Raw genomic sequence first — 24,202 nt, forward strand, 5'->3', positions numbered from 1 at the left:
ATCACGCTGAAGAGATAGAGAGTTTAAAACTGGAGGTTGGGATGCGAGCAAGAAACATTTTCGTCGGCGCGGCCTTCGCGCTTCTGGCGGGCGGCATGGCTCATTCGGCCCTGGCGCAGGACATCAAGATCGGCGAGATCAACAGCTATTCGCTGCTGCCGGCCTTCACCGAACCTTATCGCAAGGGCTGGCAGCTCGCGGTCGAGGAGATCAACGCGGCCGGCGGCATCAACGGCAAGAAGCTCGTCGTCGTCTCCAAGGACGACGGCGGTAAGCCGGCGGACGCCCAGACCGCGGCCAACGAGCTGGTGTCGAGCGAGGGCGTCGCGATGCTGACGGGCACGTTCCTTTCTAACATCGGCCTCGCGGTCAGCGACTTCGCCAACCAGAAGAAGGTGTTCTTCCTCGCAGCCGAGCCGCTGACGGACGCTGTCACCTGGTCGAAGGGCAACAAATACACATTCCGTCTGCGCCCCTCGAATTACATGCAGGCCGCGATGCTGGTGGAAGCCGCCAGCAAGCTGCCGGCCAAGCGCTGGGCGACGATCGCGCCGAACTATGAGTACGGCCAGTCCGCGGTCGCGGTGTTCAAGAAGCTGATGTCGGAGAAGCGTCCTGACATCCAGTGGGTCGACGAGCAGTGGCCGCCGCAGGGCAAGATCGATGCGGGTCCGGTGGTGCAGGCCGTTGCCGCCGCCAATCCCGAGGCGATCCTCAACGTCACCTTCGGCGCCGACCTCGTGAAGCTCGTTCGCGAAGGCAACACCCGCGGCCTGTTCAAGGGACGCGAGGTCGTGTCCTTCCTGACCGGCGAGCCTGAATATCTCGATCCGCTCAAGGAGGAGACGCCGGCGGGCTGGATCGTCACCGGCTATCCCTGGTACTCGATCAAGACGCCCGAGCACGACGCGTTCCTGAAGGCCTATCAGGCCAAGTACAACGACTATCCGCGTCTCGGCTCGATCGTGGGCTATCAGACCATCAAGGCCGCCGCCGCGATCCTGGCCAAGGCCGGCTCGACCGATCCGGAGAAGCTGATTGCCGCGGCAGAGGGGCTGTCGATGCCGTCGCCGTTCGGCGAGATCACCTTCCGCAAGATCGATCACCAGTCGACGCTCGGAGCCTTTGTCGGCAAGACCGCGCTGAAGGACGGCAAGGGCGTGATGGTGGAGTCCGTCTACAGGAAGGGCGCGGACTATCTGCCGAGCGACGCCGAAGTCGAGAAGCTGCGGCCGAAGGATTGATACGAAGAGAGACCGGGGCCTCGTGGTTCGAGACGCGCGGCGTCGCCGCGCTCCTCACCATGAGGGTCCCGGACCTCATCCCGAGGAGGCGCGTAGCACCGTCTCGAAGGATGCAGCCAAGTACTGAAGCTCAAGTAGTGAAGCTTATGCCTACCCCGGACCGCCGATGGCCTTTTATGTCGTACAGTTTCTGACCGGTCTCGCCAGCGCAGCGTCGCTGTTCCTGGTGGCCTCGGGCCTGTCGATCATCTTCGGCGTGACGCGGATCGTGAATTTCGCGCATGGCGCCTTCTACATGATCGGCGCGTACGTCGCCTTCACGCTCACCGAGCGTCTGTCTGGCGCATTCGGCTTCTGGGGAGGCATCGTGGTGGCCGCGTTCGCGGTGGCGCTGATCGGCGTCATCGTCGAGATGGTGCTGCTCCGGCGCATCTACCACGCGCCGGAACTGTTCCAGCTGCTCGCGACCTTCGGCCTGACCTTGATGGTCGAGGACCTCGTCGTGCTGATCTGGGGGCCCGACGATCTCGTCGGCCGCCGTGCGCCCGGCTTTCGGGGCGCGATCGATTTCTTCGGCCAGAACATCCCGAGCTACGACCTGTTCCTGATCGTGCTCGGGCCGGTCGTGCTCGGCATTCTCTGGCTGCTGTTCCAGCGCACGCGCTGGGGCGTGCTGGTGCGCGCGGCGACGCAGGACCGCGACATGGTCGCAGCACTCGGCGTCAACCAGAAATGGCTGTTCACCTCGGTGTTTGCGGTCGGCGTCTCTCTCGCCGCGCTCGGCGGCGCGCTCCAGATCCCGCGCGATGCCGTGCATCACGCGATGGACCTGCGCATCATCGTTGAAGTGTTCGTGGTCGTCGTGATCGGCGGCCTCGGCAGCATCATCGGCGCCTTCGTCGCGGCGGTGCTGGTCTCTGAACTGAACGCCTTCGGCATCCTGATCTTCCCGAAGATCTCCATCATCCTCGTCTTCCTGGTGATGGCAGCGGTGCTGATCGTGCGTCCCTGGGGTCTGTTCGGCAAGCCGGAGGCGCCCGCGCGCAAGACGCCGGGTCTCACCGTCAATCCCTGGCGGCCGCTGACGTCGAACGAGCGGCTTGCTGCTCTTGCGGCGCTCGTCGTTGCAGCGACGCTGCCGCTGTTCGCCGGCAACTACGCGCTGACCGTCGGCTCGGAGATCGCGATCTTCGTGATCTTCGCCGTCAGCCTGCACTTCCTGATGTCGGTCGGCGGGCTCGCATCGTTCGGCCACGCCGCCTATTTCGGCCTCGGCGCCTACGGCGTCGCCTTCCTCGCCAAGATGGCGGGACTGCCGATGATCGTGTGCCTGTTGCTCGGGCCGCTGCTCGGCTGCATGGGCGCGGCCGTGTTCGGCTTCTTCGCGGTGCAGCTCTCCGGCGTGTATTTCGCGATGCTGACGCTCGCTTTCGCGCAGATCGTCTGGTCGATCGCGTTCCAGTGGGTGAGCGTGACAGGCGGCGACAACGGCATACTCGGCGTCTGGCCTTCGAGCTGGGCGGCGAGCCCGTCGCATTTCTATTGGATCGCGCTCGGCGTCGCGGCGCTCGTCACGATCGCGCTGCGGGCCATGGTATTCTCGCCGTTCGGCTACGCGCTCAGGGCGACGCGCGATTCGCTTCTGCGCACCGAGGCGATCGGCATCAACGCCAAGCGCATCCAGTGGACGGCCTTCGTGATCGCGGGCACGACCGCCGGCATCGGCGGCGCGCTGTTCGCGTACCTGAAGGGCAGCGTCTTCCCGGACAATCTCGGCATCTCGCTGTCGGTCGATGCGCTGGTCATGGTGCTGCTCGGCGGCGTCGAGACGGTGTCGGGTGCGGTGATCGGCGCCATCGTCTACAAGGCGCTGAACATCTGGCTGGTCAGCCAGACCGACCTGTCGAAGCTCGTGCTCGGCGGTTTCATCGTGCTGATCGTGGTCGTCTTCCCCAAGGGCATCGTCGGCATGCTGGAAATGCTGGCGCAGCGGCGCAAGAGCACGTCGCCGCCAGGGGCAACCCTGCTTGCCAAGCCGATGGGGTCTGCCGAATGAGCGTCGCGCCCCCACTTCTCGCGGTCGAAGGCCTGACCAAATCCTATGGCGGCATCCATGCCGTGCGCGGAGTCTCGTTCTCGCTGCGCGCGGGCGAAATCCTGGCGCTGATCGGCCCGAACGGCGCCGGCAAGAGCACCTGTTTCGACATGCTCAACGGCCAGAACAGGCCCGACACGGGGCATGTCCGGCTGCTCGGCAAGGACACCACCGGCAAGAAGCCGCGCGAGATCTGGCGAATGGGAGTGGGGCGCACTTTCCAGATCACGGCGACGTTCGCGACGATGACCGTGCGCGAGAACGTGCAGGTCGCGCTGATCTCGCATGAGAAGCAGCTGTTCAATCTCTGGGGCTCTGCGCCGAACTTCGACCGCGGCGAGGCGGGCCGGCTGCTCGAACTGGTCGGCATGGGCGGCTACGCGGATCGGCCCTGCGGCGAGCTTGCCTATGGCGACCTCAAGCGGCTCGAGCTTGCGGTTGCGCTCGCCAATCAACCCAAACTCCTGCTGATGGACGAGCCGACCGCCGGCATGGCGCCGCGCGAGCGCGTCGAGCTGATGCGGCTGACCGCGCAGATCGCGCGGGAAAAGTCGATCGGCGTGCTCTTCACCGAGCATGACATGGACGTGGTGTTCGAGCATGCCGACCGCATCATCGTGCTCAACCGCGGCACGCTGATCGCCGAGGGATCGCCCGCCGAGGTGCGCGGCAATCCGCAGGTGCAGGCGGTCTATCTCGGCGAGGGTCTTCTCTACGATGCCCAGCATCGCGAGGGGGCCTCGGCATGAAGCTCACGGTGGAAGGGCTCAACAGCCATTACGGCCCCGCGCACATCCTGTTCGACATCGGCTTCGAGGTCGGCGCCGGCGAGGTCGTGGCGCTGCTCGGACGCAACGGTGCCGGCAAGTCGACGACGTTCCGCTCGATCGTCGGTCTCGTCGCGCAGCGAACCGGCCGCATCATGTTCGAGGGCAAGGACGTCTCGGTGCGTCCGACGCATGAGATCGTGCGCGAGGGGCTCGGCTATGTCCCGGAGGAGCGCCGCATCTTCACGGATCTGACCGTTGAGGAGAATCTGGAAGTCGGCCGCCGGCCAAAGCGTCCCAACGCGCCGTACTGGACCCGCGAAAAACTGTTCGCGCTGTTTCCAAATCTGGGTGAGATGAAGAACCGCCCGGGCGGCCGCATGAGCGGGGGCGAGCAGCAGATGCTGACCATCGCACGCACGCTGATGGGCAATCCGTCGCTGGTGCTGCTCGACGAGCCCTCGGAAGGCCTGTCGCCAAAGATCGTGGAGCAGATGGTCGATGCCATCCTGACCATGAAGAAGGAGGGCGTCAGCATCGTCGTCTCCGAGCAGAATCTGCATTTCGCGCGATTGATCTCCGATCGCGCCTATATCATCGAGCGCGGCCGCATCTGTTTCGGCGGCACCATGGCCGAGCTCGACGCGCGTCCGGACATCCGCGACGCGCATCTGTCGTTGTGAGAGGCGGGAGCGGATGGCGAGAAGCGTCGCGGTGAAGAAGGGCGTCAAACCCGGAAAGCCGCCTTACGTGCTGGACGAGCAGGTTGGCTTCATCCTGCGCCAGGTCTGGCAGCGCCACAGCGCGATCTTCTCCCGCGAGATCGGCACCAATATCACGCCGACGCAATGGGCGGCGCTGTCCAAGCTCGCCGAGGCCGGACCATGCTCGCAGAACCAGCTCGGGCGGCTGACGGCGATGGATGTCGCGACCATCAAGGGCGTGATCGACCGGTTGACGGCGCGCGGCCTGACCGAGACCAGCCAGGATCCCGAGGATGGCCGGCGACTGCTGGTCAGCCTGACGCGCGCGGGGCAGCAGCTTGCGGAAAAGGTCGCGCCGAACGCGCTCGCGATCACGCGGGAGACGCTGGCGCCGCTCGAGGCAAAGGAGCGCGAGTTGCTGATGGCGCTGTTGAACAAGCTGCGGTGAGCCGCGACTAACCTCGATGATGGTTTTGTCGAGGCTTACCGGCATGAGAGTGGCGAGGCGGGTTGCGATGGTTTTGGCTCTGGGCGCGGCGCTGGCGGGCGGGTGTGCGCAGGCCTGGGCGGCGCAAGCCTATGAAGGGTTCTGGGCGTCGACCAAAAAAGATTGCCGCGATCAGGATAGCGCCAACCGCATGAGCATCGAAGGCGGCAACCGCCTCTATTGGTATGAGACGCGGTGCCGGGCCAGCCAGATCACGGCCAATGGAAAGCTCAGCTGGAAAATGAAGCTCGCCTGCGAAGGCGAGGGCGAGAAGTATCGCTCCAATCCCCGGCTGTCCATCGCTGCGGATGGCAGGCTCGTGATGGACAATGGCCCGGTGGGCCAGGCCAGGCGCCAGACTTATGTGCGTTGTGAGATCGCAAAGCCGCGCTGATCTCCTTACGTCTTTCCCGGCCATTTGGCGCGGTAGCGGATTTCGCTGCCGTCGGCGAGCCGCTGCCACGTTCCGAACTCCGGCGTATGCGGAGCCCGGGCCGTCAATCCGATCGGGTAGACCCGGCTGGGCTGTCCCTGGATATTGACGGCGAGCTGCCGGTGCGAGGTTCGAAACGCCAGTTCGACTTCGCCTGCGATAACGGGCTGATCGCCGTCACGATAGAAGCCGGCTGGGTTCAATTCGCCCGGCATGGTGTTGAGGTCTGTCTGCAATTCGACGGTGATGCCTTGCGGTGATTTCGGCACCGTTGCGCCGGCCGGAAGGCGAACCTCGAACACGAGCAGGGGATTGCCGCCGTTCCGGTTGAGCCAGGGTGTGGCCGTCGCATAGGCGTAGACAATATAGGTGACGCCGGCGGCGGCGCAGAGGAGGACGACCACGCCGAGCGATTTCAGGCTGGTGCGTGCGAGGCCGCCAGTGCTTTCGGCATTGCCCGAGCGCATCGTCAGCCTGGTCGCAAGCACAAGACCGGCGATCGCGCCGATGGGTGAGTAGACGAACAATGCCAGCAGACCCGATGTGATCGGGTCTGCCCGGTTGCCCAGATCGAGCACTGAAAACAGCACAAAGGTCGCGACATAACCTCCGACCGCACCGGCAACGCCGGCGGCAATCCGCGACGAATTCTTCATGTCTTGCTCGACGTCCCAGCAATGAACTGCCGCCGCCAGGGGCTGCCTGCGTTAGACGCAGCAGGCCAGCGACTTGTTCAATGCTTTCAGGGGACCGCGTGGAGCGGCGAGCCGCTCCGACTGCGTCACTTCGCCACCACCTCGGGCACCCTGCCGGCCGGCGGAGTGTTGCGGCTGCGCTGGGTGCGCACGATGCCGTCGATGATGGTCATGCCGATGCCGGGAAGGTCGCCGAGCTGTACGCTCTCCAGGATGCTCTTGCCGGGCGAGTGCTGGGCCTTGTCCATGATGACGAAGTCGGCGGAGCGGCCCACTTCGATGAGGCCGCAATCGAGCGCGCGCATCCGCGCGGTGTTGCCGGTGGCAAGGCAGAACGCGATCTCGGCCGGCAGGTCGCCGAGCGAGGACAGCATCGAGACCATGCGCAGGATGCCGAGCGGCTGCACGCCTGAGCCGGCAGGGGCATCGGTGCCGAGGATGACGCGGTGCAGGTCGCCCATCTCGCGTGCGATGCGCAGCGTGAACAGGGCCGAGCGCTCGTTGCCATTGTGCACGAGCTCGAGGCCGCGCTTGCAGCCCTCGCAGATGCAGCGGATCTGGTCGTCGGGCAGGGCGGTGTGGCCGCCATTGATGTGGCCGACCACGTCGGTATCGGCCTCCAGCACCACGTCCTTGTCGATCAGGCCGGAGCCGGGGATCGAGGGACCGCCGGTGTGGATGGTGCTCTGGATGCCGTATTTGCGCGCCCAGCCGACCATTTTACGCGCGGTGGGACCGTCTTTGACGCCGCCGAGGCCGACCTCGCCGAGCAGCTTGACGCCCGCGGCGGCCAATTCCTTGAAGTCCTCTTCGACCATCTCGCATTCGATCACCGGCGCGCCGGCATGAACCTTCACACCGCCAGGCCGCAGGTTCCAGAATGCGCGCTGGGCGAAGATCGCCATCGCCTTCAGGCCGACGACGTCGCGGGGGCGGCCGGGCATGTGCACTTCGCCGGCGGAAATCATCGTGGTGACGCCGCCGTGCAGATTGCTGTCGATCCAGCCGATCTGGTTCTGGCGAGGCGTCCAGTCGCCGGCGACGGGGTGGACATGGCTGTCGATCAGACCGGGCGCCACCGTGGTGCCGTTGGCCTCGACGATGGTGGTCGCGCCTTCGGTGTCGAGGTCCTTGAAGCGGCCGATCGCGGTGATCTTGCCGTTCTCGGCGACGATGGTGTCGCCGTCCAGGATCGGCTTTTCCAGCGCGCCGGACAGGATCAGGCCGATATTTCGGATCACGAGCTTCGAGGGTCCGGTGGCCTGGGGTGCGTCATGCGCCATGGAATGGGTCCTTGTCCTTAACTGCAACGCTTCCGATCTTGGGCAGCCTTGACCGCGGGATCAAGCCGGATTATTCATTAGTATACGAATGATCGTGTACAAACGACGCATAGCTGACCGCCTCGGAACCGCAAAGAAGCGCCACGGAAGGGTGAGATGAGCAATTTCAATCAGGAAAGCGTTTTGAGCGTCCATCACTGGACCGACACGCTGTTCTCCTTCAAGACCACCCGCAGCCCGACCTTCCGTTTCCGCAACGGCGAATTCACCATGATCGGGCTCAAGGTCGGCGAGAAGCCCTTGCTGCGGGCCTACAGCGTCGCCAGCGCCAATTACGAGGACACGCTGGAGTTCTTCTCGATCAAGGTGCCGGACGGTCCGCTGACCTCGCGGCTCCAGCACCTCAAGCAAGGCGACGAGATCATCGTCAGCCGCAAGGCCACCGGCACGCTGGTGATCGACAATCTGGAAGACGGCCGCAACCTCTATTTGATCGGCACCGGCACGGGCCTTGCGCCGTTCCTGAGCGTGATCAAGGACCCCGAAACCTACGAGCGGTTCGAGAAGGTCGTGCTGCTGCACGGCTGCCGGCACGTGAAGGAGCTCGCCTATGGCGAGATGATCACCGAGACGCTGCCGAAGGACGAGCTGATCGGCGACTATATCCGCAATCAGCTGATCTATTATCCTACCGTGACGCGCGATCCGTTCCGCAATCGCGGTCGCATCACCGACCTCATCACGTCAGGCAAGCTGTTTTCCGATATCGGCCTGCCGGCACTGGAAGCCGCCCACGACCGCATCATGATCTGCGGCAGTCCGGCGCTGGTCACCGATACCCGCGCGCTCCTTGGCGAGCGGGGCTTCGTCGAGGGCAATCACGGCGAACCTGCCCAATTCGTGGTCGAAAAAGCCTTCGCCGAGCGCTAGGCCCGCTGTTTTCGCGCAATAAGACCGTATTTTCGCCGCCGGGCGCCCGTTGCGGCGCCGATTCGGCACACGATACTATGCGGGAACGAATCAGGGGAGTTCCCACATGGTTGCGGACAGCGACAGCAACATCGCCTGGCACCGGGTTCAGTTGAAGAGGAACCGCGCCGAGTTGAAGGCGCTCGAGACCGCGCGCTTCACGATGGGCGAGATCGCCACCTCGAAGCGGAACGGCCAGACCCTGAAGGCGACCGCGGAGCTCAAGCGCAAGATCGCGCAATCCGAGCGCGTCATCGCCGATCACGACAAGCGCACGCGCCGTCCGCTCACCACCGACCTGCAAAGCCTCAGCAGCGGCAGCTGGAGCCATTGGGACGCCTACACCAATCAGCAGCAGCGCAAGACCGGCCCGCGTTCGCCGGGGCGGGGATAGGCTCGCCGCTCTACGCCTGCGCCGGAGGTGGAGCGGAGGTTCCGGCCCCTTGCGCCGGCCGCGCCGTGCACCATCTCGGTGAGACGCCACCAGCTGCACCGGTGATCACATGGCTCTACGCCTCGACTTCACCAGCGAGGCCTTCTTTCGCGATCCGCCGAAGGCGATCGCGCGGTTGCGCATGTCCGGCCCCGTGGTCGCGACGCGATTTCCTCTCGTCGGCGATGTCTGGATCACCACCACTCATGACGCGACGGCCCAGGTCCTGAAGGACGGCACCACCTTCACCTTGCGCAGGGAGGATGGCGACGTCGCCGGTCTGCGCTGGTGGATGCCGGGCTACGTCAGGACCATCGCCAACAACATGCTGACCATGGACGAGCCGGATCACACGAGGCTGCGCAGCATCGTGGACGAGGCCTTTCGCCGCCGCGCGATCGTCGCGATGGAGCCGCGTATCCGCGCCATCGCCGATGGCCTCGCGGACGAACTGTTTGCCGATGGTAGCCCCGCCGATCTCGTCCAGCGGTACGCGCGCATCCTGCCGCTTGCGGTGATCTCCGAACTGTTGGGCCTGCCGCCCGCCGATCGGCCGAGGTTCATCGCCTGGGCCAATTCGATGTCTTCTCTGACCAACGTTGCCGGCTTCTTCCGGCTGCTGTTCGCGTTCCGCAAGATGCGAGCCTACCTCGAAGGGCAATTGCAGATCGCGCGCGTGCAGGGCGGCGAAGGCCTGATCGCGGAGCTGGTCCAGGTCGAGCGGGAGGGCGGCCAGATCACGCCGGACGAAATGGTGTCGATGGTGTTCCTGCTGCTCGCGGCCGGCTCCGAGACCACCACGCATCTCATCAGCGGCTCGGTCTACGAATTGCTGAAGAACCCGGGCCTTCGCGACTGGCTGGAAGAAGACTGGAGACGCGCCGGACTCGCCGTCGAGGAGTTCCTGCGCTTCGTCTCGCCGGTGCAGTTTTCAAAACCGCGCTATGTGCGGCGGGACATCGAGCTGGAGGGCGTGCGCCTGAAGAAGGGCGACCGCGTCATGGTGATGCTCGCGGCGGCGAACATGGACCCTGATGTGCACGACCAGCCGGAGAGGCTCGACCTCGAACGAAAGCCCAACCGCCATATGTCCTTCGGCACGGGAATCCATTTCTGCCTGGGGCATCAGCTTGCGCGGATCGAGGCCACTTGCGCGCTTCAGGCCTTGTTCACGCGCTGGCCACGACTAGGCCTCGCGGTCGATGCCTCACAGATTCACTGGCGCAAGCGGCCGGGGATTCGCATGATTGCGAATTTGCCGGTCATTGCCGATGCCGGCGCAACGCCCCAGCCGGGTTCGGCTACGGCCGACGTCTCGCAATTGCTCGCCAGTTGACGTGTTGCCCCTTACTCGGGAACCGTGGCCAACCGGCTTGTGGGAGGACGAGGACGAGTAGGTGGGCGAAGCTAAGAGCCGGTCAGCTTCTTCGCGGCGACAAGATCGCGCTCCCAGCCGAAAACGGAGCGGCCGTCGAGATCGGGCGAGGCCGCCCGCTCACCCGCCATGAACGTCTCCACCGATGGACCGTGCGCGGTGCGTTCCAGCCGGCGCGCCTGATCGTCGAGGCGCCGGATCGCCTGCATCTCTTCCTCGCGCCCGAGCTTCGCGTTCTGGATCGCGCCCTTGAGCACGCGAATGGTCTCGTCATAGACCTTGATCGGGACGGGGTAGGGATGCCGGTCCTTGCCGCCGTGGGCAAGCGAGAAGCGCGCGGGATCGCTGAAGCGATAGGGCGCGCCATGCACGACCTCGGCCACCATCGCCAGCGATCGCACCGTGCGTGCGCCGACGCCGGGCGTCAGCAGGAGCTCCGGAAAATCGACCGGGCCACGTTCGGCCGCAGCCGCCAGCGTGCCGTGCAGGCGGCGCGCGAACACGTCCTTGGGCCTGACATCGTGATGCGCGGGCATGATCAGGTGCGGCAGCATCGCCTGCGCAGGCTCGGGCGCGGTCCCGGTGAGCCGCTCGAATTCGCAGAGGATGCGATCCGGGCTGAGGACGCTCAAGAGCTCGAGCTGGGCAACGCGCGAGACGCCGGCGCGACGGTCGGTGAGATTGACGATCTCGCCTTGCAGCGGCCCGTCGATCGCGCTGTGCGGCGCATCGACAAAACTCGTCAGCGCCTCGGAATGCCAGTGATAACGGCGGGCCTGCCGTTTGTCGCCGTTCATACCCTGCTGCACCACCGTCCATTTGGCATCGGCGGTGACGAAGAAGCCGTGCAGGTAAAGGTCAAATCCGTCCTGGACCGCGGCGCTGTCGACCTTTGCCACGAGGCGACTCGCACGCGTGAGCATGGCGCCGTCGAAGCCGACGCGGTCGCCGAGTTGCAGCAGTTCGTCAGGCGTCTTGCGCGAGTGCTGACCGCGTCCGCCGCAGACGTAAATTCCGAGCTCGTCCTGGAGCGGCGCGAGCCCGCGCTTCAACGCGCCGATCACGGACGTCGTGATGCCCGAGGAGTGCCAATCCATCCCCATGACGGCCCCGAACGACTGGAACCAGAACGGATGCGAGAGGCGCTGCAGGAACGCATCGCGGCCGTAATGATGCACGATCGCCTGCGTGACGATCGCCCCTAACGAAGCCATGCGATTCGCCAGCCACGGCGGAACCCGTCCCGTGTGGAGAGGAAGATCAGCGCTGCCGGTGCGTCGAGTCATGATCGCCTAGAAATAGCGCAGTTCGGCGGTGATTGCATCAGAGGGATGCTGCGTTGCACTGAACGCGGGAGCGAACCACGCTGCAACGCGTTGGACGGCAAGCGCGGATGCAAATGCGGGGACTTTAATGAATCGGCAGGCCCTTTTGGCCGACATCGACAGGATGTTCGGGTGGATACCGTCATGGTTCGTCGGCCTTGCTCTGGTCGCCGGCGCGATCCTGGTTGCCCTGTCGATCTATCGCCTCGCGGTTTGGCTGTTCAACCGCGCCTTCGGAACCCGTCTCCCGCTCATGAGCGTGTTCATCGAGCGGACGGCTGGCCCTGCCCAACTTGCCCTCTGTCTTGCCACTGTAGCATTGGTGCTGCCGCTCGCGCCGCTGGACGATGCCTTTCGCACGCCGCTGACGAGCCTGTTCGTCGTCGCCTTCATCGCGCTGATCGGGTGGATATCGATCCGGATCGTGGACATGAGCGCGGCACGCTATCTCCAGAACTTTCGCGACGTCACCGAGAATTTCATCGCGCGCAAGCACGTCACCCAGGTCCGTGTGTTCAAGCGCGTCACCGATATCATCATCGTCATCATCACGGTGTCGACCGCGCTGATGACGTTCGACTCGGTGAGGCAATACGGCGTCAGCCTGTTCGCTTCCGCCGGCGCAGCCGGTATCATCGTCGGTCTTGCCGCCCGGCCGCTGCTGAGCAACCTGATCGCGGGCGTGCAGATCGCGATCACCCAGCCGATCCGCATCGAGGATGCCGTCATCATCGAGAACGAGTGGGGCTGGGTCGAGGACATCGCCTCGACCTATGTGGTGATCCGGCTGTGGGACTGGCGCCGCATGGTGGTGCCGCTGTCCTATTTCATCGAGAAGCCGTTCCAGAACTGGACCCGCGACACCGCGTCCCTGATCGGTGTCATCGCGCTGCACGTCGATTATCGGGCCGACGTGCCGCGCATCCGGCGCTGGCTGGAGGGAGCGGTGAAGGACTCCAGGCTCTGGGACGGCGCGGTGGTCAATCTCCAGGTGATCGACGCGGATTCGCGCACCATCGAACTGCGCGCGCTGGTCAGCGCGCGAAATGCGCCGCAATCCTGGGACTTGCGCTGCGAGATGAGAGAGAAGCTCATCGCTTTCATTCGCGACGAGATGCCCGAAGCCCTGCCGCGCGAGCGCGCGATCCTGATCCCGTCGAGCGACGATGATGCCGATGTCCTGCGGCGCCCCGCGCCGCCGGAGAAGATGCGAGCGAGCGTGCGCAATTGAATCGCGGGCACGATCAGCCGGCGCCAACCACGGCTGCGCCGGCTTGCCGGTCGGGGCGCGATCGCGGCTTGCGCAGTTTTCGCCGCGCCCAGACCAGGGTGGAGATCGTCTCGCGGTCCGCGAAGCAGGTGGCGAATTGCGGGTTACTCGCGTGTCGCCTTCGCCGCGCCGCGCAAGCCGGCCTGCTGCTGGATCGTGTCCAGCGCGCCGGACGACTGCTCGTCCGTGACGAAGCTGTTGAGCAGGGGAAGCGCATCCTCGCGTCCCTTGGGAATCGCAATCGCCATGTGTTCCAGGCCCCAATTGCCGTCGAGGACCCTCGCGCCGGGCATCTGGTCGGACATCTCGAACAGTGTCGGCTTGTTGGTCGCGTAGAGATCGATCTCGCCGCGGCCGAACATGGCGACGGCAACCTTGACGCTTTCGGCGGGAACGATGGTCGCGTTCTTGAATCTGGCCGGCAGCGTACGCTCGGAGGTCGAGCCTTTGGTGACGCCGATCTTGATGCCCGGTTTGTCGATGTCCTCGACCCTGCCGACAGGCGAGTTCGCGGGAACGAGATAGCCGAGCTCGATCGCCAGCACGGGCTGGCTGAAGCTGACGTCGTTGGCGCGGGCCGGCGTGGCGTTGGTCACGGTAAAGTCGACCTGGCGATCATGGATCGCGGTGACGATGTCGGCGACACGCTGGAACCTGACATAGTCGACGTGCACGCCGAGCCGTTTTGCAAGCTCGCCGCCGAGATCGTAGGCGAGGCCGTGCGGCTTGCCGGCCGCGTCCGAGACCATCGAGGTCGGACTGCCCGGATAGATGCCGACGCGCAAGATGCCGCTCGGCGCCAGCAGTTTTGCTTCGCCATCGGCGCACGCGGGCGCACCGGGCAGACCGATGACTGCAAACGCGAGCAGGACGGCGCGGACAAGGCGACCGTAAGAGGTCCTCATGTAGCGAGCCTCACTGCGCGCGGATGTCGGCGGCCTTCAGCACCGGCTCCCATTTGGTTGCCTCGGCGTGCATGTAGGCGTCAAACTCCTTGGCGGAGGAGCCGATCGGGGCTGCACCGATCTTGCCGAGTGTCGACAGCACGTTCGGATCCTGTAGTGCCGCCTTCAAATCGGTTTCGAGCTTCGCCACGATTTCCGGCGGCATTTTTGCAGGTCCAAGCACGCCCCACCAGACCGAGACGTCGTAGCCGGGGACGCCTGATTCCGCGACCGTCGGGACATTGGGCAGCGCCTTCGAGTGCTCGGCCGAGGTCACCGCGAGCGCGCGCACCGGGCCGCCTTCGACCTGGCTGATCGCTTCCGCAAGTGGATTGATGCTGATTGGTATGTCGCCGGCGATCACCGCGGTCAACGCCGGCGCGCCGCCCTTGTAGGGGATCGCGACGATCTTGGTGCCCGACATGTATTTGAGCAGCTCGCCGGCGAGATGCGCCGAGGTGCCGTTGCCGGACATGCCATAGGAGAGCTTGTCCGGCTCCTTCTTGGCCGCAGCGAGCAGATCGCCGAGTGTCTTGTAGGGGCTGTCCTTGGCGACGACGATCGCGAGCGGTGAGGAGGCGACTTCACTGATCGCGGTAAAGTCCTTGAACGTGTCATAGGGCACGCTCGGATAGATGAACTGGTTGAGCGGGTGACCGCTCGCGACCAGGATCAGCGTATAGCCGTCGGGCGCTGCCTGCGTCAGCGCCTGCGAGGCGACGATGCCGCCGGCGCCCGGACGGTTGTCGATCACCGGTTGCTGGCCCCAGGTCTTCGCCAGTGCCTGGCCGAGCGTGCGTGCGAGCACGTCGACCGCGCCGCCGGCGGCGTAGGGCACGAGGATGTGAACCGGCTTGCTCGGATAGTTGTCGGCGGCCTGCGCGGCGCCACCCGCCAGCAGCAGGCCGGCGCCCAGCATCAACCCGCCGATTGTCTTGTTCAAACCCAGCATTTCCCAGCACTCCTTGATGGCGTTCGCTTCCCCGCGGCGGTCTCCAGGCCGTTCCGGACGCCGCCCATGGTTCTTGTTGACGAGACCTGATCTTTTGTACGATAGTACAAATCACATGGTACGCAAGCCCACCAGCAAGGAAACGGCCCGCAAGCCGAACATGCGCGAGGCGATCCTCGCCGCGGCCGAGGAGCTGTTCGCCATCAACGGCTTCAATGCCGTTTCGGTGCGCGACATCGCGCAGGCCGCCGGCGCCAATCCCGGCAGCGTGACCTATCATTTCAAGACCAAGGACGGCCTGCTGCTGGAGATCTACCAGCGTCATTGCGGGCCGATGAATTTGCGCCGTTCCGAGCTGCTCGCTGCCGCCAAGCGCGTGCGCGATCTCCAGGACCGGCTGGAAGCGGTGGTGCGGGCCTATGTCGTGCCGGCCTTCACCTCGGGCAGCGATCTCGCCGGCGGGGGAGCGCGCTTCACGCGCTTGCGCGCCGTGATGTCGGCCGAAGGCAACGAAGTGGCGCGAAAAATCATCGCGCAGACTTTTGACGATACCAGCCACGCCTTCATCGACGCGATCCACGACAGCCTGCCGCACATTCCGCGCACCGACATCGTCTGGCGCAGCCACTTCCTGCTCGGCGCGCTCTATTACTCGCTGGTGACGCCGGATCGCGTCTCGCGCCTGTCGCGCGGCGAAGCCGACGGCAACGATGCCGCCAGCGCCATCGAGCAATTGGTGCAGGCCACCGTTGCCGCGTTCCAGGCGCCGGCGCTCGATCAGGCCGCGCCGGCGAAGCGGCGGCCGGTCGTCAGCAGCAAGACTTGAAAGAAACCGCTCGAGCGGAGGCGCGCAACAGCGCTTTCGCTCGCAAGCGGACCATGTGACAGGGTGTTGAGGAAATGAACAGGCGGGAGTGTTTGCATCTCTTGACCGGATTGGCCGGTGCCGCGCTCACGAGCGAAGCGCGCGCGCAAGGTGCCGAGCCCAAAGCGATCCCGACGATCGCGCCGCCGGATCCAAATCCCAAGACGCCATCCTTCAAGCTGCCGCCGAAGTCGTGCGACAGCCACACCCACATTTTCGGGCCGGCGTCGCGTTATCCCTTCTCGGAAAAGCGCCCTTACAATACGGCCGATGCGCCGCTGGAGACGTTCCGCAGCGTGCACGAGAAGATCGGCGTCGAGCGCTGCGTGATCGTCAATGCTACCGTGCACGGCACCGACAATCGCGTCGTCACCGATGCCATCGCGCAGAGCGAGGGCGCCTACAAGGGCATCGCCAACGTCAACGACGAGATGACCGAGAAAGAGCTGGCGGCGCTTGGCAAGGGCGGCATCTGCGGCTGCCGCTTTGCCTTCCTCAAGCGCCTCGGCGGCGTCGGCGACATGACCAAGTTCCAGCGCATCGTGCATCGCGTCGCCGAGCTCGGCTGGCATGTCGATGTCTATTTCGAGCCGGGCACGATCTCCGAATTCGCAGCCCTTCTGACCGCGCTGCCGACGCCTTACGTGATCGATCACATGGGAACGGTCCAGGCGAGCAAAGGGCTCGACGATCCCGGTTTCACGGCCTTGCTCGACCTTCAGAAGAAGGACGAGAAGTGCTGGGTCAAGATCACCGGCCTCGAACGTGCCTCCGCGGCCGGCAAACCGTTCCACGATGCCGTGCCGTTCGCGAAGGCGCTGATCGACAATGCACCCGACCGCGTCATCTGGGGCACCGACTGGCCGCATCCCAACGTCAAGATCATGCCGAACGACGGCGAGATCGTCGACCTTGTTCCCCTCTACGCGCCCGACGCAAAGGTCCGGCAGAAACTGCTGGTCGACAATCCCGCGCGCCTGTTCAAGTTCACCTGATGAGCATGATGTACACGCCGACCATTCCGCCGCCCGATCCGAACACCCGTACGCCGAAGTTCAAGCTGCCGAAGCTGTCTTGCGACGCGCATTGCCACATCTTCGGCCCCGGCGCGAAATACCCTTACGCGCCCGACCGTTCCTACACGCCGCCGGATGCGCCGCTCGCCGATTTCCGCGCCCTGCATGCCAAGCTCGGCGTCGAGCGTGCCGTCATCGTCAATGCCAGCGTCCACGGCACCGACAACACGGTCGCGCTCGATGCCATCGCGCAGAGCAATGGCGCCTACCGCGCGGTCGCCAACATTGACGACACCATCACCGAGCGCGACCTCCGCGTGCTGCACGAGGGCGGCTTTCGCGGCTGCCGCTTCAATTTCGTCCGTCATCTCGGCGGCGTTCCTGACAAGCGGGTGTTCGACCGCATCATCGCGATGGTCGCCCCGCTCGGCTGGCACATCGACCTGCATTTCGATGCGATCGACCTGCCTGAATATGCCGACATGCTGACACGGCTGCCGCTGAGCTACACCATCGACCATATGGGACGGGTGAAGGCGTCCGACGGGCTCGACCAGATTCCGTTCAAGATTTTGATCGAGCTGATGCAGCGCGACGAGAAATGCTGGGTCAAGATCTGCGGCTCGGAGCGGGTGTCCTCGGCCGGTCCCCCGTTCACGGACGCCGTGCCGTTCGCGCGAAAGATCGTCGAGACCGCTCCGGACCGCATCATCTGGGGCACCGATTGGCCGCATCCCAACGTCAAGGCGATGCCGAATGACGGCGATCTCGTCGACCTGATCCCGCTGTTCGCGCCGGAGCCGGAGTTCCAGCAGAAGATCCTCGTCGACAATCCCGCGCGCCTGTTCGAGTTCGACCAATGACGGCGCTCGCGATCGACAAGCCGCGCGGCCGGGCCTGGTGGAAGGAGCTCTGGATCCAGGTGCTCATCGCCATGGCGGCGGGCATCGCGCTCGGGATCGTAAGCCCGGAGGCGGGCGCCAAGATGCAGCCGCTCGGGGACGCCTTCATCAAGGCGATCCGGATGCTGATCGCGCCGATCATCTTCTGCACCGTCGTGCACGGCATCGCGCACATGGCCGACATGGCGCGGGTCGGGCGCGTCGCGGTGAAGGCGATCGTTTATTTCGAGATCATGACCACGATCGCGCTGGTCATCGGCCTCGTCGCGGTGAATGTGCTCAAGCCCGGCGTCGGCATGAACATCGATCCCGCCAGCATCAATGCCAGCGTGATCGAGCCCTACGTCAAGCAGACCGCCGTCATCGGCTTCGTGCCGTTTCTCTTGAACATCGTGCCGGCAACCTTCATCGGCGCGTTTGCCGAAGGCAACATCCTCCAGGTGCTCTTCATCTCCGTGCTGTGCGGGTTCGCACTGGTACAGCTCGGCGAGCGCGGCGCGCCGCTGGTTCATCTGATCGACATCGCCGCAAAGATGGTGTTCGCCGTCGTCGGCTTCGTGATGTGGGCGGCGCCGATCGGTGCGTTCGGTGCCATCGCCTTCACGGTCGGCAAGTTCGGTGTCGGCTCGCTGGCCTCGCTCGGCAAGCTCCTCGGCGGCTTTTATCTCACCTGCGTGATCTTCATCATCGTGGCGCTCGGCCCCGTCGCGCGTCTCTGCGGCTTCTCGCTGCTCAAGCTGATCCGCTACATCTGGGAAGAGCTTCTGATCTGCATCGCCACGACATCGTCCGAGACGGTGCTGCCGCGCATGCTGACCAAGCTGGAGAAGGCCGGCTGCGAGAAGAGCGTGGTTGGCCTCGTGATCCCGACCGGCTATTCCTTCAATCTCGACGGCACCTGTCTGTATCTCGCCGCCGCCTCGGTGTTCCTGGCGCAGGCGACCAACACGCCGTTCGGGCTCGCCGAGCAGATCGAGCTGCTGCTGATCCTGCTCGTGACCTCCAAGGGCGCCGCAGGTATCGCGGGCGCCGCCTTTGTCGTGCTGGCGGCGACGCTGTCCGCCACCGGCTCCATTCCGGTGACGAGCGTGGCGCTGGTGCTCGGCATCCATCGCCTGATGTCCCAGGGACTGACGCCGACCAATCTGATCGGGAACGCGGTTGCGACGATTGCGATTGCCAAATGGGAAGGCGCCCTCGACGGCGAGCGCCTCAGGCGCGTGCTCGACGGCGAGGAACCCGCGGCCGTCACCGCTTGATGAAATTGCTGCCTGCGTGGCGCGGGTGGCCTATGCTGCATACGAACGAAAGAGGGGAGTTTGTCCCATGAAGACAGGTCTCGTGGTCACGGCCCATCCGGGCGATTTCGTCTGGCGCGCCGGCGGTGCCATCGCGCTGCATGCGAAAAAGGGCTATCGCATGAAGATCGTGTGCATGTCCTTCGGCGAGCGCGGCGAAAGCCAGTTCGCCTGGAAGGAGAAGGGCGCAACGCTGGAATCGGTCAAGGCCGGCCGCAAGGACGAGGCGGAGCGGGCGGCAAAGCTGCTCGGCGCCGAGATCGAGTTCTTCGACTGCGGCGACTATCCGCTGAAGCTTGACGAGGCGCATTTCGATCGCATGGTCGACATCTACCGCGAGCTCAATCCGAGCTTCGTGCTGACGCACGCGCTGGAAGACCCGTATAATTTCGACCATCCGAACGCGGCGCATTTCGCGCAGGAGACCCGCGTGGTCGCGCAGGCGATGGGCCACAAGCCCGGCGCGCAGTACAAATATTCGGCGCCGCCGGTGTTTCTGTTCGAGCCGCACCAGCCCGAGCAGTGCAATTACAAGCCGGACCTGCTCCTCAAGATCGACGAGGTCTGGAAGGAGAAGTACGAGGCGTTCCAGATCCTCGCCGCGCAGAAGCATCTGTGGGGCTATTACGAGCGCGTCGCGCTCAACCGCGGCATCCAGGGCAGCCGCAACACAGGCGTGCCCATGACTTACGGCGAGGCCTATCAGCGCCTGTTCCCGACCGTTGCGGAGGAGCTTGCATGAAGCCGGTCGTCGTTCGCAACATCATGCGTGCCGATCCCGCCGGGATGGCGGAGTACGGCGTTTCGACCGTGCACGAAGCCTACGGCCGCATCGGTCTGATGAAGCCTTACTTGCGCCCCGTCTGGGCCGGCGCGGCGATTGCCGGCCCCGCCGTGACCGTGCTGGCCCAGCCCGGCGACAACTGGATGATCCATGTCGCGGTCGAGCAGTGCAAGAGGGGCGACATCCTCGTCGTCGGCTGCACTACCGACAATACCGACGGCATGTTCGGCGAGCTGCTCGCGACCTCGCTCCAGGCGCGCGGCGTGCAGGGGCTGATCATCGATGCCGGCTGCCGCGACGTGAGGGCCCTGCATGAAATGAAGTTTCCGGTGTGGTCGCGCGCGGTCTCGGCCAAGGGCACGGTCAAGGCCACGCTCGGCTCGGTCAACATTCCCGTGGTCTGCGCCGGCGTCAGCGTCGATCCCGGCGACATCATCGTGGCCGATGACGACGGCGTCGTGGTGGTGCCGAAGCGTTATGCCGCGGAAGTCGCCGAGAAGGCGAAGAAGCGCAACGCGGATGAAGGCGGCAAGCGCACGCGCCTCGCGTCGGGCGAACTGGGCCTCGACATGTACAGCATGCGCGAGACGCTGGCCAAGGCCGGGCTCGTCTATGTCGACAGTCCCGAGGACGTCTAGGGCGAAGAGATGCGGAGCGGGCGGATGGATCGTCTCAAGCTGAAGGCCGTGCTCGGCAGTCACCCTCACGTCCGGGCGGTGAAGAGCGGCGAGCTCCGCTCCGACCTTTTCGACCTCGACTTCATCGAGTACACGCCGACCAACACCGCGTTCAAGCCGATGGTGCGCGAGCAGGCCTTCGACGTCTGCGAGATGGCGATCGTCACTTATCTGATGGCGAAGGCCCATGGCAAGCCGCTGGTGCTGTTGCCGGCGACCATGCTCGGCCGCTTCCAGCATGCTTACGCGCTGTACAATCCCGCGCAGGGTACGCTTGGGCCAACCGATCTCGAAGGCAGGCGCGTCGGCATCCGCTCGTTCACGACGACGACGGGGGCCTGGATCAGGGGGATCCTCGCCAACGACTACGGCGTCAATCTCGAGAAGATTCGCTGGGTCACCTTCGAGGACCCGCACGTCGCCGAATATGTCGACACCACCGAGCGGGCGCCGAAGGACAAGAAGGTCCTTCAGATGCTGCTCGACGGCGAGCTCGATGCCGTCCTCGGCGAGACCTCTGACAATCCCAAGCTGAAGCCGCTGTTTCCGGATCCGGCCGCGGAAGCCGCCAAATGGTTTGCCCTTCGCGGCGCTGTCCCGGTCAATCACCTCGTGGTCGTGACCGAGAAGCTGGCAAAATCGCGCCCCGATGTCGTCGCGGGCGTCTATGATCTGCTCAAGCGGAACAAGGAACAGATGGGCGCTGCCGCTACGCCGGACCTCGTGCCGTTCGGAATCGAAGCGAACAGAAGACCGTTGGAGCTGATCGTCGATTATGCATTTCAGCAGGCGCTGATCCCGCGCCGCTATGCGGTCGAGGAGCTGTTCGACGAGACGACGCGAGGATTGAACTGATGTCGGATCCGAGGCGGTGGCAGATCGGGCTGGTTGGCTATGGCGAGGTCGGCAGGATTCTTGCCGAGGACTTGCGTCAGCAGGACATCAAGGTCGCGGCCTACGACATCAAGCTCGCAGGCGAGCAGGGCGCTTCCCTGAAGGAGCATGCGGCCAAATTCGGTGTCACGCTCGCGACCTCTCACGCCGATCTGACCGCGAAATCCGATTTCATCATCTCCGCGGTCACGGCGAGCCAGGCCGTTCCGGTGGCAAAGGCCTGCGCGGCCGCGATCAACCAAGGCACCTGGTTTCTCGATTTCAATTCGGCGTCTCCAGGCGCCAAGCAGCGCGCCGCAGCGCTGATCGACGGCGCTGCCGGACGCTATGTCGAGGGCGCCGTGATGACCTCGGTACCGCCGTATCGCATCAAGGTGCCGCTGCTGCTCGGCGGTCCCGGCGCCAGGGAGCTGGAACCGCTCCTGAACACGATCGGTTTCGCGGCGAAGGTTGCCAGCGACAAGCTGGGCGTATCCTCCGCGGTGAAGATGTGCCGCAGCATCATGATCAAGGGTCTCGAGGCCATGGTCATCGAAAGCTTCACCACTGCGCGCGCCTATGGCGTCGAAGATGCGGTGCTGGGGTCACTGGCGGAAACCTTCCCCGCCATCAACTGGGAAAAGCAGGGGGCCTACTTCTTCCAGCGCGTGATCGAGCATGGCCGTCGCCGTGCCGAAGAGGTTCGCGAGGTCGCCGAGACCGTGCGTGAGGCAGGACTGACGCCATGGTCCGCGCAGGGCACAGCCGAGCGTCAGGCCTGGGTCGCCGATCTCGCCGATGAGGGGCTGTTCGGCACCAGGGGCAGCACGGAGTTCGCACGCAGTGCGGACTGGCGTACCGAGGCGGATCGAATTCTGGCGAAGATCAATCGCGAGACGTAGGCGGCATCCTGCTCAGGATTTAGCAGCGCGGCAGCCGGTGAGTTCGTCGCGCGCGCGTTCGATCAGCACCATCAGGTTTTCAGCCTTGCGGGCCAGCCGATCGCTCACGGTTTCGAGGCGGAATTCCGCGCGGATCACCCGAATGCACTTGTCGGCAGTATCCAGCGTCAGGAGCATGCGCGTCAGGTCATCCTGGTTCCGGACGCCCGCCAGATCGAGGTCGGACAGGACGTGCCCGATGCCGTCGAGCCGTTGCATCGCGGCTTCGCTCGGCGTTCTCGCTCGAACGGCGTGACGGTCGATGCTGTTGAATGCGCTGAACATGTCGATGCTTCCCCGACGAATGCAGACATCAGTGCAGGTTCTGCTTCGACCGGCACCGCGGGACTGGCAATGCGTGCAGCTATCGGGAATCAGTGCGGATCGACTATCCGGTGTTCTACCGGATTCGGAATATGAGAACGATCAGCGGTAACATCGAACTGAAATGGCGCGGCAATCCGCCACGCTTCAATGCAGATATGCGCCGACAGCGGGTCAGCGGCCGGGGCGGAACAGAGTGGGCCGTTGCCGCGCGAAAGTCTGCCGGCCGCTTTTGAAGCCCATCACGATGTCCGGCAGTTCGGCGATGGCGAAGCGGCTGTCCCGGGTATCGAGCACGATCAGATCGGCGGGGTTGCCCACCTTGATGCCGTAATCCCCGAGGTTCATCAGCCGCGCCGGCAGCTCGGTCACCAGATCGAGGCAGGTGTCGAAATCGCTGACCGAGGCGTGCGCGACATTGGCGTAGAAATTCGCCATGCGCAGCAATGACGCATCGCCGAACGGCGTGAAGGGATTGAGCACGTTGTTGGTCGCGACCGAGCACAGCACGCCGTTGCCGGCGAGCTTGTGGGCAAGCGTCAGCCCGCGCGGCGCGTTGTGGGTCGCTTCGCGCCCCATCAGATAGAGATCGGTCGCCGGCAGCACGGTGACGGCAACACCGGCCTTGACGAGTTGCGCGGTGGCCGCCTTCATCCGTTCCGGCGGCAGGGCCGAGAGCTTAGTGGCATGGCCGATCGCCACGCGTCCCCCATAGTTGCGCCGCTCGGTCTGCCGGCAGACCTCATCGAGATGCCACCAGGAGGGATCGAGGTCGAAGTCCAGATGCAGGTCGACATCGACGTCGAACTCCTGGGCCAGATCGAAGATGCGCGCGAGGTGCGCATTCGGGTCGGTGTCCATGTAAGGGCAGCCGCCGATCGCCTCGCCGCCCTCACGCAGCGCCTGGATCAGCAGCTCCTCAGCTCCGGGATCGTTGGTCAGGCCTTCCTGCGGAAAGACACAGAGCGACAGGTCGATCGCCCAGGCATAGTCGCGTTTGAGCGCCTTCACGGCTTCGAAGCCGCGCAAGCCGACGCGCGGATCGATCTCGACATGCGTGCGCATCCGCGTCGTGCCGTGCACGATCGCGCGCTCGAGCACTTTTGCGCCACGCGCGTAGACATCCTCGACCGTAAAGTCCTTTTTCATCCCGGCGACGGCGCGGATCGCCTCCGAGACGCTGCCGTGATCGTGCCCGCAGCGGCCGAGCAGGCAGGCCTTGTCGAGATGGATGTGGGTATCGACGAAGCCGGGCAGGGCAAGGTGCCCGCCGACATCGACCTCGACGGCCTCGCAGGCGAGCTTTGGCTCGATCGCAGCAATGCGGCCCCCCTTCACGCCGATATCGACGGGTGCGGCGGATGATCGCAACAGCGTGTTACGGAAGATCAGGTCGAAGGCGGTCTGCGTGGTCATGGCGTCGGATTCAACTGTGGTAACCTAGCGGAAGCTGGGGAAGCGGGCAGCTCCAGATTGTGTGCAGTAACGCGCCCAAAATGTTCAAAAAATGTGCATGCAGTTTAGCGCGCGAATTGTAGACTATCGA

The 24,202-nt window shown here is 64.9% G+C and carries 25 protein-coding genes; 18 read left to right on the top strand and 7 right to left on the bottom strand.

The features are described from left to right. Nucleotides 1-41: 41 nt before the first annotated feature. From OC450_RS18925 to OC450_RS18950, 6 genes are all read left to right on the top strand, one after another. Nucleotides 42-1,244 carry an ABC transporter substrate-binding protein gene (locus OC450_RS18925; RefSeq protein ID WP_211383355.1) on the top strand — a complete coding sequence of 401 codons (1,203 nt, stop codon included), beginning with the start codon at nucleotides 42-44 and terminating at the stop codon, nucleotides 1,242-1,244. A gap of 166 nt (nucleotides 1,245-1,410) precedes the next feature. Next, on the top strand, nucleotides 1,411-3,300 hold the full coding sequence (locus OC450_RS18930; RefSeq protein WP_262048431.1) for an ABC transporter permease: 1,890 nt from the start codon (nucleotides 1,411-1,413) through the stop codon (nucleotides 3,298-3,300). Beyond that, nucleotides 3,297-4,088, top strand: a complete 792-nt coding sequence (locus OC450_RS18935) for an ABC transporter ATP-binding protein (RefSeq protein ID WP_211383357.1) — start codon at nucleotides 3,297-3,299, stop codon at nucleotides 4,086-4,088. Before OC450_RS18930 ends, OC450_RS18935 begins: the two co-directional genes overlap by 4 nt. Further along, nucleotides 4,085-4,789 (top strand): ABC transporter ATP-binding protein, encoded by a 705-nt coding sequence (locus OC450_RS18940; RefSeq protein ID WP_262048432.1) that lies wholly within the window; start codon nucleotides 4,085-4,087, stop codon nucleotides 4,787-4,789. The genes OC450_RS18935 and OC450_RS18940 overlap by 4 nt, the downstream gene beginning before the upstream one ends. 13 nt (nucleotides 4,790-4,802) lie before the next feature. Further along, on the top strand, nucleotides 4,803-5,258 hold the full coding sequence (locus tag OC450_RS18945) for a MarR family winged helix-turn-helix transcriptional regulator (protein ID WP_211383359.1): 456 nt from the start codon (nucleotides 4,803-4,805) through the stop codon (nucleotides 5,256-5,258). A 43-nt stretch (nucleotides 5,259-5,301) separates the two neighbouring features. Then, a complete protein-coding gene (locus tag OC450_RS18950) occupies nucleotides 5,302-5,691 on the top strand; it encodes a hypothetical protein (protein ID WP_211383360.1) in 390 nt (129 codons plus the stop codon). Between the two features lie 5 nt (nucleotides 5,692-5,696). Here the strand turns inward: OC450_RS18950 and OC450_RS18955 are convergent, their stop codons facing one another. Both OC450_RS18955 and OC450_RS18960 read right to left on the bottom strand, forming a co-directional pair. Continuing rightward, complete coding sequence (locus OC450_RS18955) at nucleotides 5,697-6,386, bottom strand: hypothetical protein (RefSeq protein ID WP_211383361.1); 690 nt, start codon at nucleotides 6,384-6,386, stop codon at nucleotides 5,697-5,699. A 125-nt stretch (nucleotides 6,387-6,511) separates the two neighbouring features. Next, nucleotides 6,512-7,708: an amidohydrolase family protein gene (locus tag OC450_RS18960; RefSeq protein WP_211383362.1), complete on the bottom strand. Its 1,197-nt coding sequence runs from the start codon at nucleotides 7,706-7,708 to the stop codon at nucleotides 6,512-6,514. Between the two features lie 156 nt (nucleotides 7,709-7,864). Between OC450_RS18960 and OC450_RS18965 the strand changes: the two genes are divergently transcribed. The 3 genes from OC450_RS18965 to OC450_RS18975 all read left to right on the top strand — a co-directional run bounded on the left by OC450_RS18965 (nucleotide 7,865) and on the right by OC450_RS18975 (nucleotide 10,446). Then, a complete protein-coding gene (locus tag OC450_RS18965) occupies nucleotides 7,865-8,638 on the top strand; it encodes a ferredoxin--NADP reductase (protein WP_211383363.1) in 774 nt (257 codons plus the stop codon). Between the two features lie 106 nt (nucleotides 8,639-8,744). Further along, a complete protein-coding gene (locus tag OC450_RS18970) occupies nucleotides 8,745-9,071 on the top strand; it encodes a hypothetical protein (protein ID WP_211383364.1) in 327 nt (108 codons plus the stop codon). Between the two features lie 109 nt (nucleotides 9,072-9,180). Continuing rightward, entirely contained in the window at nucleotides 9,181-10,446 is a 1,266-nt protein-coding gene (locus tag OC450_RS18975; RefSeq protein WP_262048433.1) for a cytochrome P450, read from the top strand. A 71-nt stretch (nucleotides 10,447-10,517) separates the two neighbouring features. Here OC450_RS18975 and OC450_RS18980 read toward each other — a convergent pair whose 3' ends face one another. Continuing rightward, a complete protein-coding gene (locus tag OC450_RS18980) occupies nucleotides 10,518-11,771 on the bottom strand; it encodes a DUF763 domain-containing protein (protein ID WP_262048434.1) in 1,254 nt (417 codons plus the stop codon). Nucleotides 11,772-11,898: 127 nt separating this feature from the next. On the opposite strand from OC450_RS18980, the gene OC450_RS18985 reads away from it, so the two are divergent. Next, nucleotides 11,899-13,041, top strand: coding sequence for a mechanosensitive ion channel family protein (locus tag OC450_RS18985; RefSeq protein ID WP_262048435.1), 1,143 nt, complete (start codon nucleotides 11,899-11,901; stop codon nucleotides 13,039-13,041). Between the two features lie 143 nt (nucleotides 13,042-13,184). Here the strand turns inward: OC450_RS18985 and OC450_RS18990 are convergent, their stop codons facing one another. Together OC450_RS18990 and OC450_RS18995 are read right to left on the bottom strand one after the other, a co-directional pair. After that, a complete protein-coding gene (locus tag OC450_RS18990) occupies nucleotides 13,185-13,985 on the bottom strand; it encodes an ABC transporter substrate-binding protein (RefSeq protein WP_262048436.1) in 801 nt (266 codons plus the stop codon). Between the two features lie 10 nt (nucleotides 13,986-13,995). After that, entirely contained in the window at nucleotides 13,996-14,976 is a 981-nt protein-coding gene (locus OC450_RS18995) for a tripartite tricarboxylate transporter substrate binding protein (RefSeq protein ID WP_262048437.1), read from the bottom strand. Between the two features lie 115 nt (nucleotides 14,977-15,091). Between OC450_RS18995 and OC450_RS19000 the strand changes: the two genes are divergently transcribed. From OC450_RS19000 to OC450_RS19035, 8 genes are all read left to right on the top strand, one after another. Then, the gene (locus OC450_RS19000; protein WP_256806872.1) at nucleotides 15,092-15,802 is read left to right on the top strand and encodes a TetR/AcrR family transcriptional regulator; all 711 of its coding nucleotides are present in this window, start codon (nucleotides 15,092-15,094) and stop codon (nucleotides 15,800-15,802) included. Nucleotides 15,803-15,876: 74 nt separating this feature from the next. Beyond that, on the top strand, nucleotides 15,877-16,836 hold the full coding sequence (locus OC450_RS19005) for an amidohydrolase family protein (RefSeq protein ID WP_211383371.1): 960 nt from the start codon (nucleotides 15,877-15,879) through the stop codon (nucleotides 16,834-16,836). Continuing rightward, the gene (locus OC450_RS19010; RefSeq protein ID WP_211383372.1) at nucleotides 16,836-17,720 is read left to right on the top strand and encodes an amidohydrolase family protein; all 885 of its coding nucleotides are present in this window, start codon (nucleotides 16,836-16,838) and stop codon (nucleotides 17,718-17,720) included. Before OC450_RS19005 ends, OC450_RS19010 begins: the two co-directional genes overlap by 1 nt. Continuing rightward, on the top strand, nucleotides 17,717-19,018 hold the full coding sequence (dctA, locus tag OC450_RS19015) for a C4-dicarboxylate transporter DctA (RefSeq protein WP_211383373.1): 1,302 nt from the start codon (nucleotides 17,717-17,719) through the stop codon (nucleotides 19,016-19,018). The genes OC450_RS19010 and dctA overlap by 4 nt, the downstream gene beginning before the upstream one ends. 67 nt (nucleotides 19,019-19,085) lie before the next feature. Continuing rightward, nucleotides 19,086-19,799, top strand: a complete 714-nt coding sequence (locus tag OC450_RS19020; protein ID WP_211383374.1) for a PIG-L deacetylase family protein — start codon at nucleotides 19,086-19,088, stop codon at nucleotides 19,797-19,799. Then, nucleotides 19,796-20,479 (top strand): 4-carboxy-4-hydroxy-2-oxoadipate aldolase/oxaloacetate decarboxylase, encoded by a 684-nt coding sequence (locus tag OC450_RS19025; protein WP_262048438.1) that lies wholly within the window; start codon nucleotides 19,796-19,798, stop codon nucleotides 20,477-20,479. The genes OC450_RS19020 and OC450_RS19025 overlap by 4 nt, the downstream gene beginning before the upstream one ends. Before the next feature lie 24 nt (nucleotides 20,480-20,503). Next, nucleotides 20,504-21,373 carry a hypothetical protein gene (locus tag OC450_RS19030; RefSeq protein WP_211383376.1) on the top strand — a complete coding sequence of 290 codons (870 nt, stop codon included), beginning with the start codon at nucleotides 20,504-20,506 and terminating at the stop codon, nucleotides 21,371-21,373. Beyond that, nucleotides 21,370-22,293, top strand: coding sequence for a DUF1932 domain-containing protein (locus OC450_RS19035; RefSeq protein WP_262048523.1), 924 nt, complete (start codon nucleotides 21,370-21,372; stop codon nucleotides 22,291-22,293). Before OC450_RS19030 ends, OC450_RS19035 begins: the two co-directional genes overlap by 4 nt. Before the next feature lie 12 nt (nucleotides 22,294-22,305). Here OC450_RS19035 and OC450_RS19040 read toward each other — a convergent pair whose 3' ends face one another. Next, nucleotides 22,306-22,617 carry a hypothetical protein gene (locus tag OC450_RS19040; protein WP_211383377.1) on the bottom strand — a complete coding sequence of 104 codons (312 nt, stop codon included), beginning with the start codon at nucleotides 22,615-22,617 and terminating at the stop codon, nucleotides 22,306-22,308. Between the two features lie 213 nt (nucleotides 22,618-22,830). After that, entirely contained in the window at nucleotides 22,831-24,072 is a 1,242-nt protein-coding gene (locus OC450_RS19045; protein WP_211383378.1) for an amidohydrolase family protein, read from the bottom strand. Nucleotides 24,073-24,202 lie beyond the last annotated feature (130 nt).

The sequence above is a fragment of the Bradyrhizobium sp. Bra78 genome, assembly GCF_024519855.1.
Taxonomy (GTDB): domain Bacteria; phylum Pseudomonadota; class Alphaproteobacteria; order Rhizobiales; family Xanthobacteraceae; genus Bradyrhizobium; species Bradyrhizobium japonicum_G.

Bases quoted from the DNA above. Each gene is read 5' to 3' on its own strand.
- OC450_RS18960 (WP_211383362.1), bottom strand. From the start codon at position 7,708: ATGGCGCATGACGCACCCCAGGCCACCGGACCCTCGAAGCTCGTGATC.
- OC450_RS19030 (WP_211383376.1), top strand. From the start codon at position 20,504: ATGGATCGTCTCAAGCTGAAGGCCGTGCTCGGCAGTCACCCTCACGTC.
- OC450_RS18935 (WP_211383357.1), top strand. From the start codon at position 3,297: ATGAGCGTCGCGCCCCCACTTCTCGCGGTCGAAGGCCTGACCAAATCC.
- OC450_RS18945 (WP_211383359.1), top strand. From the start codon at position 4,803: ATGGCGAGAAGCGTCGCGGTGAAGAAGGGCGTCAAACCCGGAAAGCCG.
- OC450_RS18975 (WP_262048433.1), top strand. From the start codon at position 9,181: ATGGCTCTACGCCTCGACTTCACCAGCGAGGCCTTCTTTCGCGATCCG.
- OC450_RS18950 (WP_211383360.1), top strand. From the start codon at position 5,302: ATGAGAGTGGCGAGGCGGGTTGCGATGGTTTTGGCTCTGGGCGCGGCG.
- OC450_RS19010 (WP_211383372.1), top strand. From the start codon at position 16,836: ATGAGCATGATGTACACGCCGACCATTCCGCCGCCCGATCCGAACACC.
- OC450_RS18925 (WP_211383355.1), top strand. From the start codon at position 42: ATGCGAGCAAGAAACATTTTCGTCGGCGCGGCCTTCGCGCTTCTGGCG.
- OC450_RS18980 (WP_262048434.1), bottom strand. From the start codon at position 11,771: ATGACTCGACGCACCGGCAGCGCTGATCTTCCTCTCCACACGGGACGG.
- OC450_RS18965 (WP_211383363.1), top strand. From the start codon at position 7,865: ATGAGCAATTTCAATCAGGAAAGCGTTTTGAGCGTCCATCACTGGACC.
- OC450_RS19020 (WP_211383374.1), top strand. From the start codon at position 19,086: ATGAAGACAGGTCTCGTGGTCACGGCCCATCCGGGCGATTTCGTCTGG.
- OC450_RS19005 (WP_211383371.1), top strand. From the start codon at position 15,877: ATGAACAGGCGGGAGTGTTTGCATCTCTTGACCGGATTGGCCGGTGCC.
- dctA (WP_211383373.1), top strand. From the start codon at position 17,717: ATGACGGCGCTCGCGATCGACAAGCCGCGCGGCCGGGCCTGGTGGAAG.
- OC450_RS18990 (WP_262048436.1), bottom strand. From the start codon at position 13,985: ATGAGGACCTCTTACGGTCGCCTTGTCCGCGCCGTCCTGCTCGCGTTT.
- OC450_RS18955 (WP_211383361.1), bottom strand. From the start codon at position 6,386: ATGAAGAATTCGTCGCGGATTGCCGCCGGCGTTGCCGGTGCGGTCGGA.
- OC450_RS19000 (WP_256806872.1), top strand. From the start codon at position 15,092: ATGGTACGCAAGCCCACCAGCAAGGAAACGGCCCGCAAGCCGAACATG.
- OC450_RS18995 (WP_262048437.1), bottom strand. From the start codon at position 14,976: ATGCTGGGTTTGAACAAGACAATCGGCGGGTTGATGCTGGGCGCCGGC.
- OC450_RS18940 (WP_262048432.1), top strand. From the start codon at position 4,085: ATGAAGCTCACGGTGGAAGGGCTCAACAGCCATTACGGCCCCGCGCAC.
- OC450_RS18970 (WP_211383364.1), top strand. From the start codon at position 8,745: ATGGTTGCGGACAGCGACAGCAACATCGCCTGGCACCGGGTTCAGTTG.
- OC450_RS18930 (WP_262048431.1), top strand. From the start codon at position 1,411: ATGGCCTTTTATGTCGTACAGTTTCTGACCGGTCTCGCCAGCGCAGCG.
- OC450_RS19045 (WP_211383378.1), bottom strand. From the start codon at position 24,072: ATGACCACGCAGACCGCCTTCGACCTGATCTTCCGTAACACGCTGTTG.
- OC450_RS18985 (WP_262048435.1), top strand. From the start codon at position 11,899: ATGAATCGGCAGGCCCTTTTGGCCGACATCGACAGGATGTTCGGGTGG.
- OC450_RS19025 (WP_262048438.1), top strand. From the start codon at position 19,796: ATGAAGCCGGTCGTCGTTCGCAACATCATGCGTGCCGATCCCGCCGGG.
- OC450_RS19040 (WP_211383377.1), bottom strand. From the start codon at position 22,617: ATGTTCAGCGCATTCAACAGCATCGACCGTCACGCCGTTCGAGCGAGA.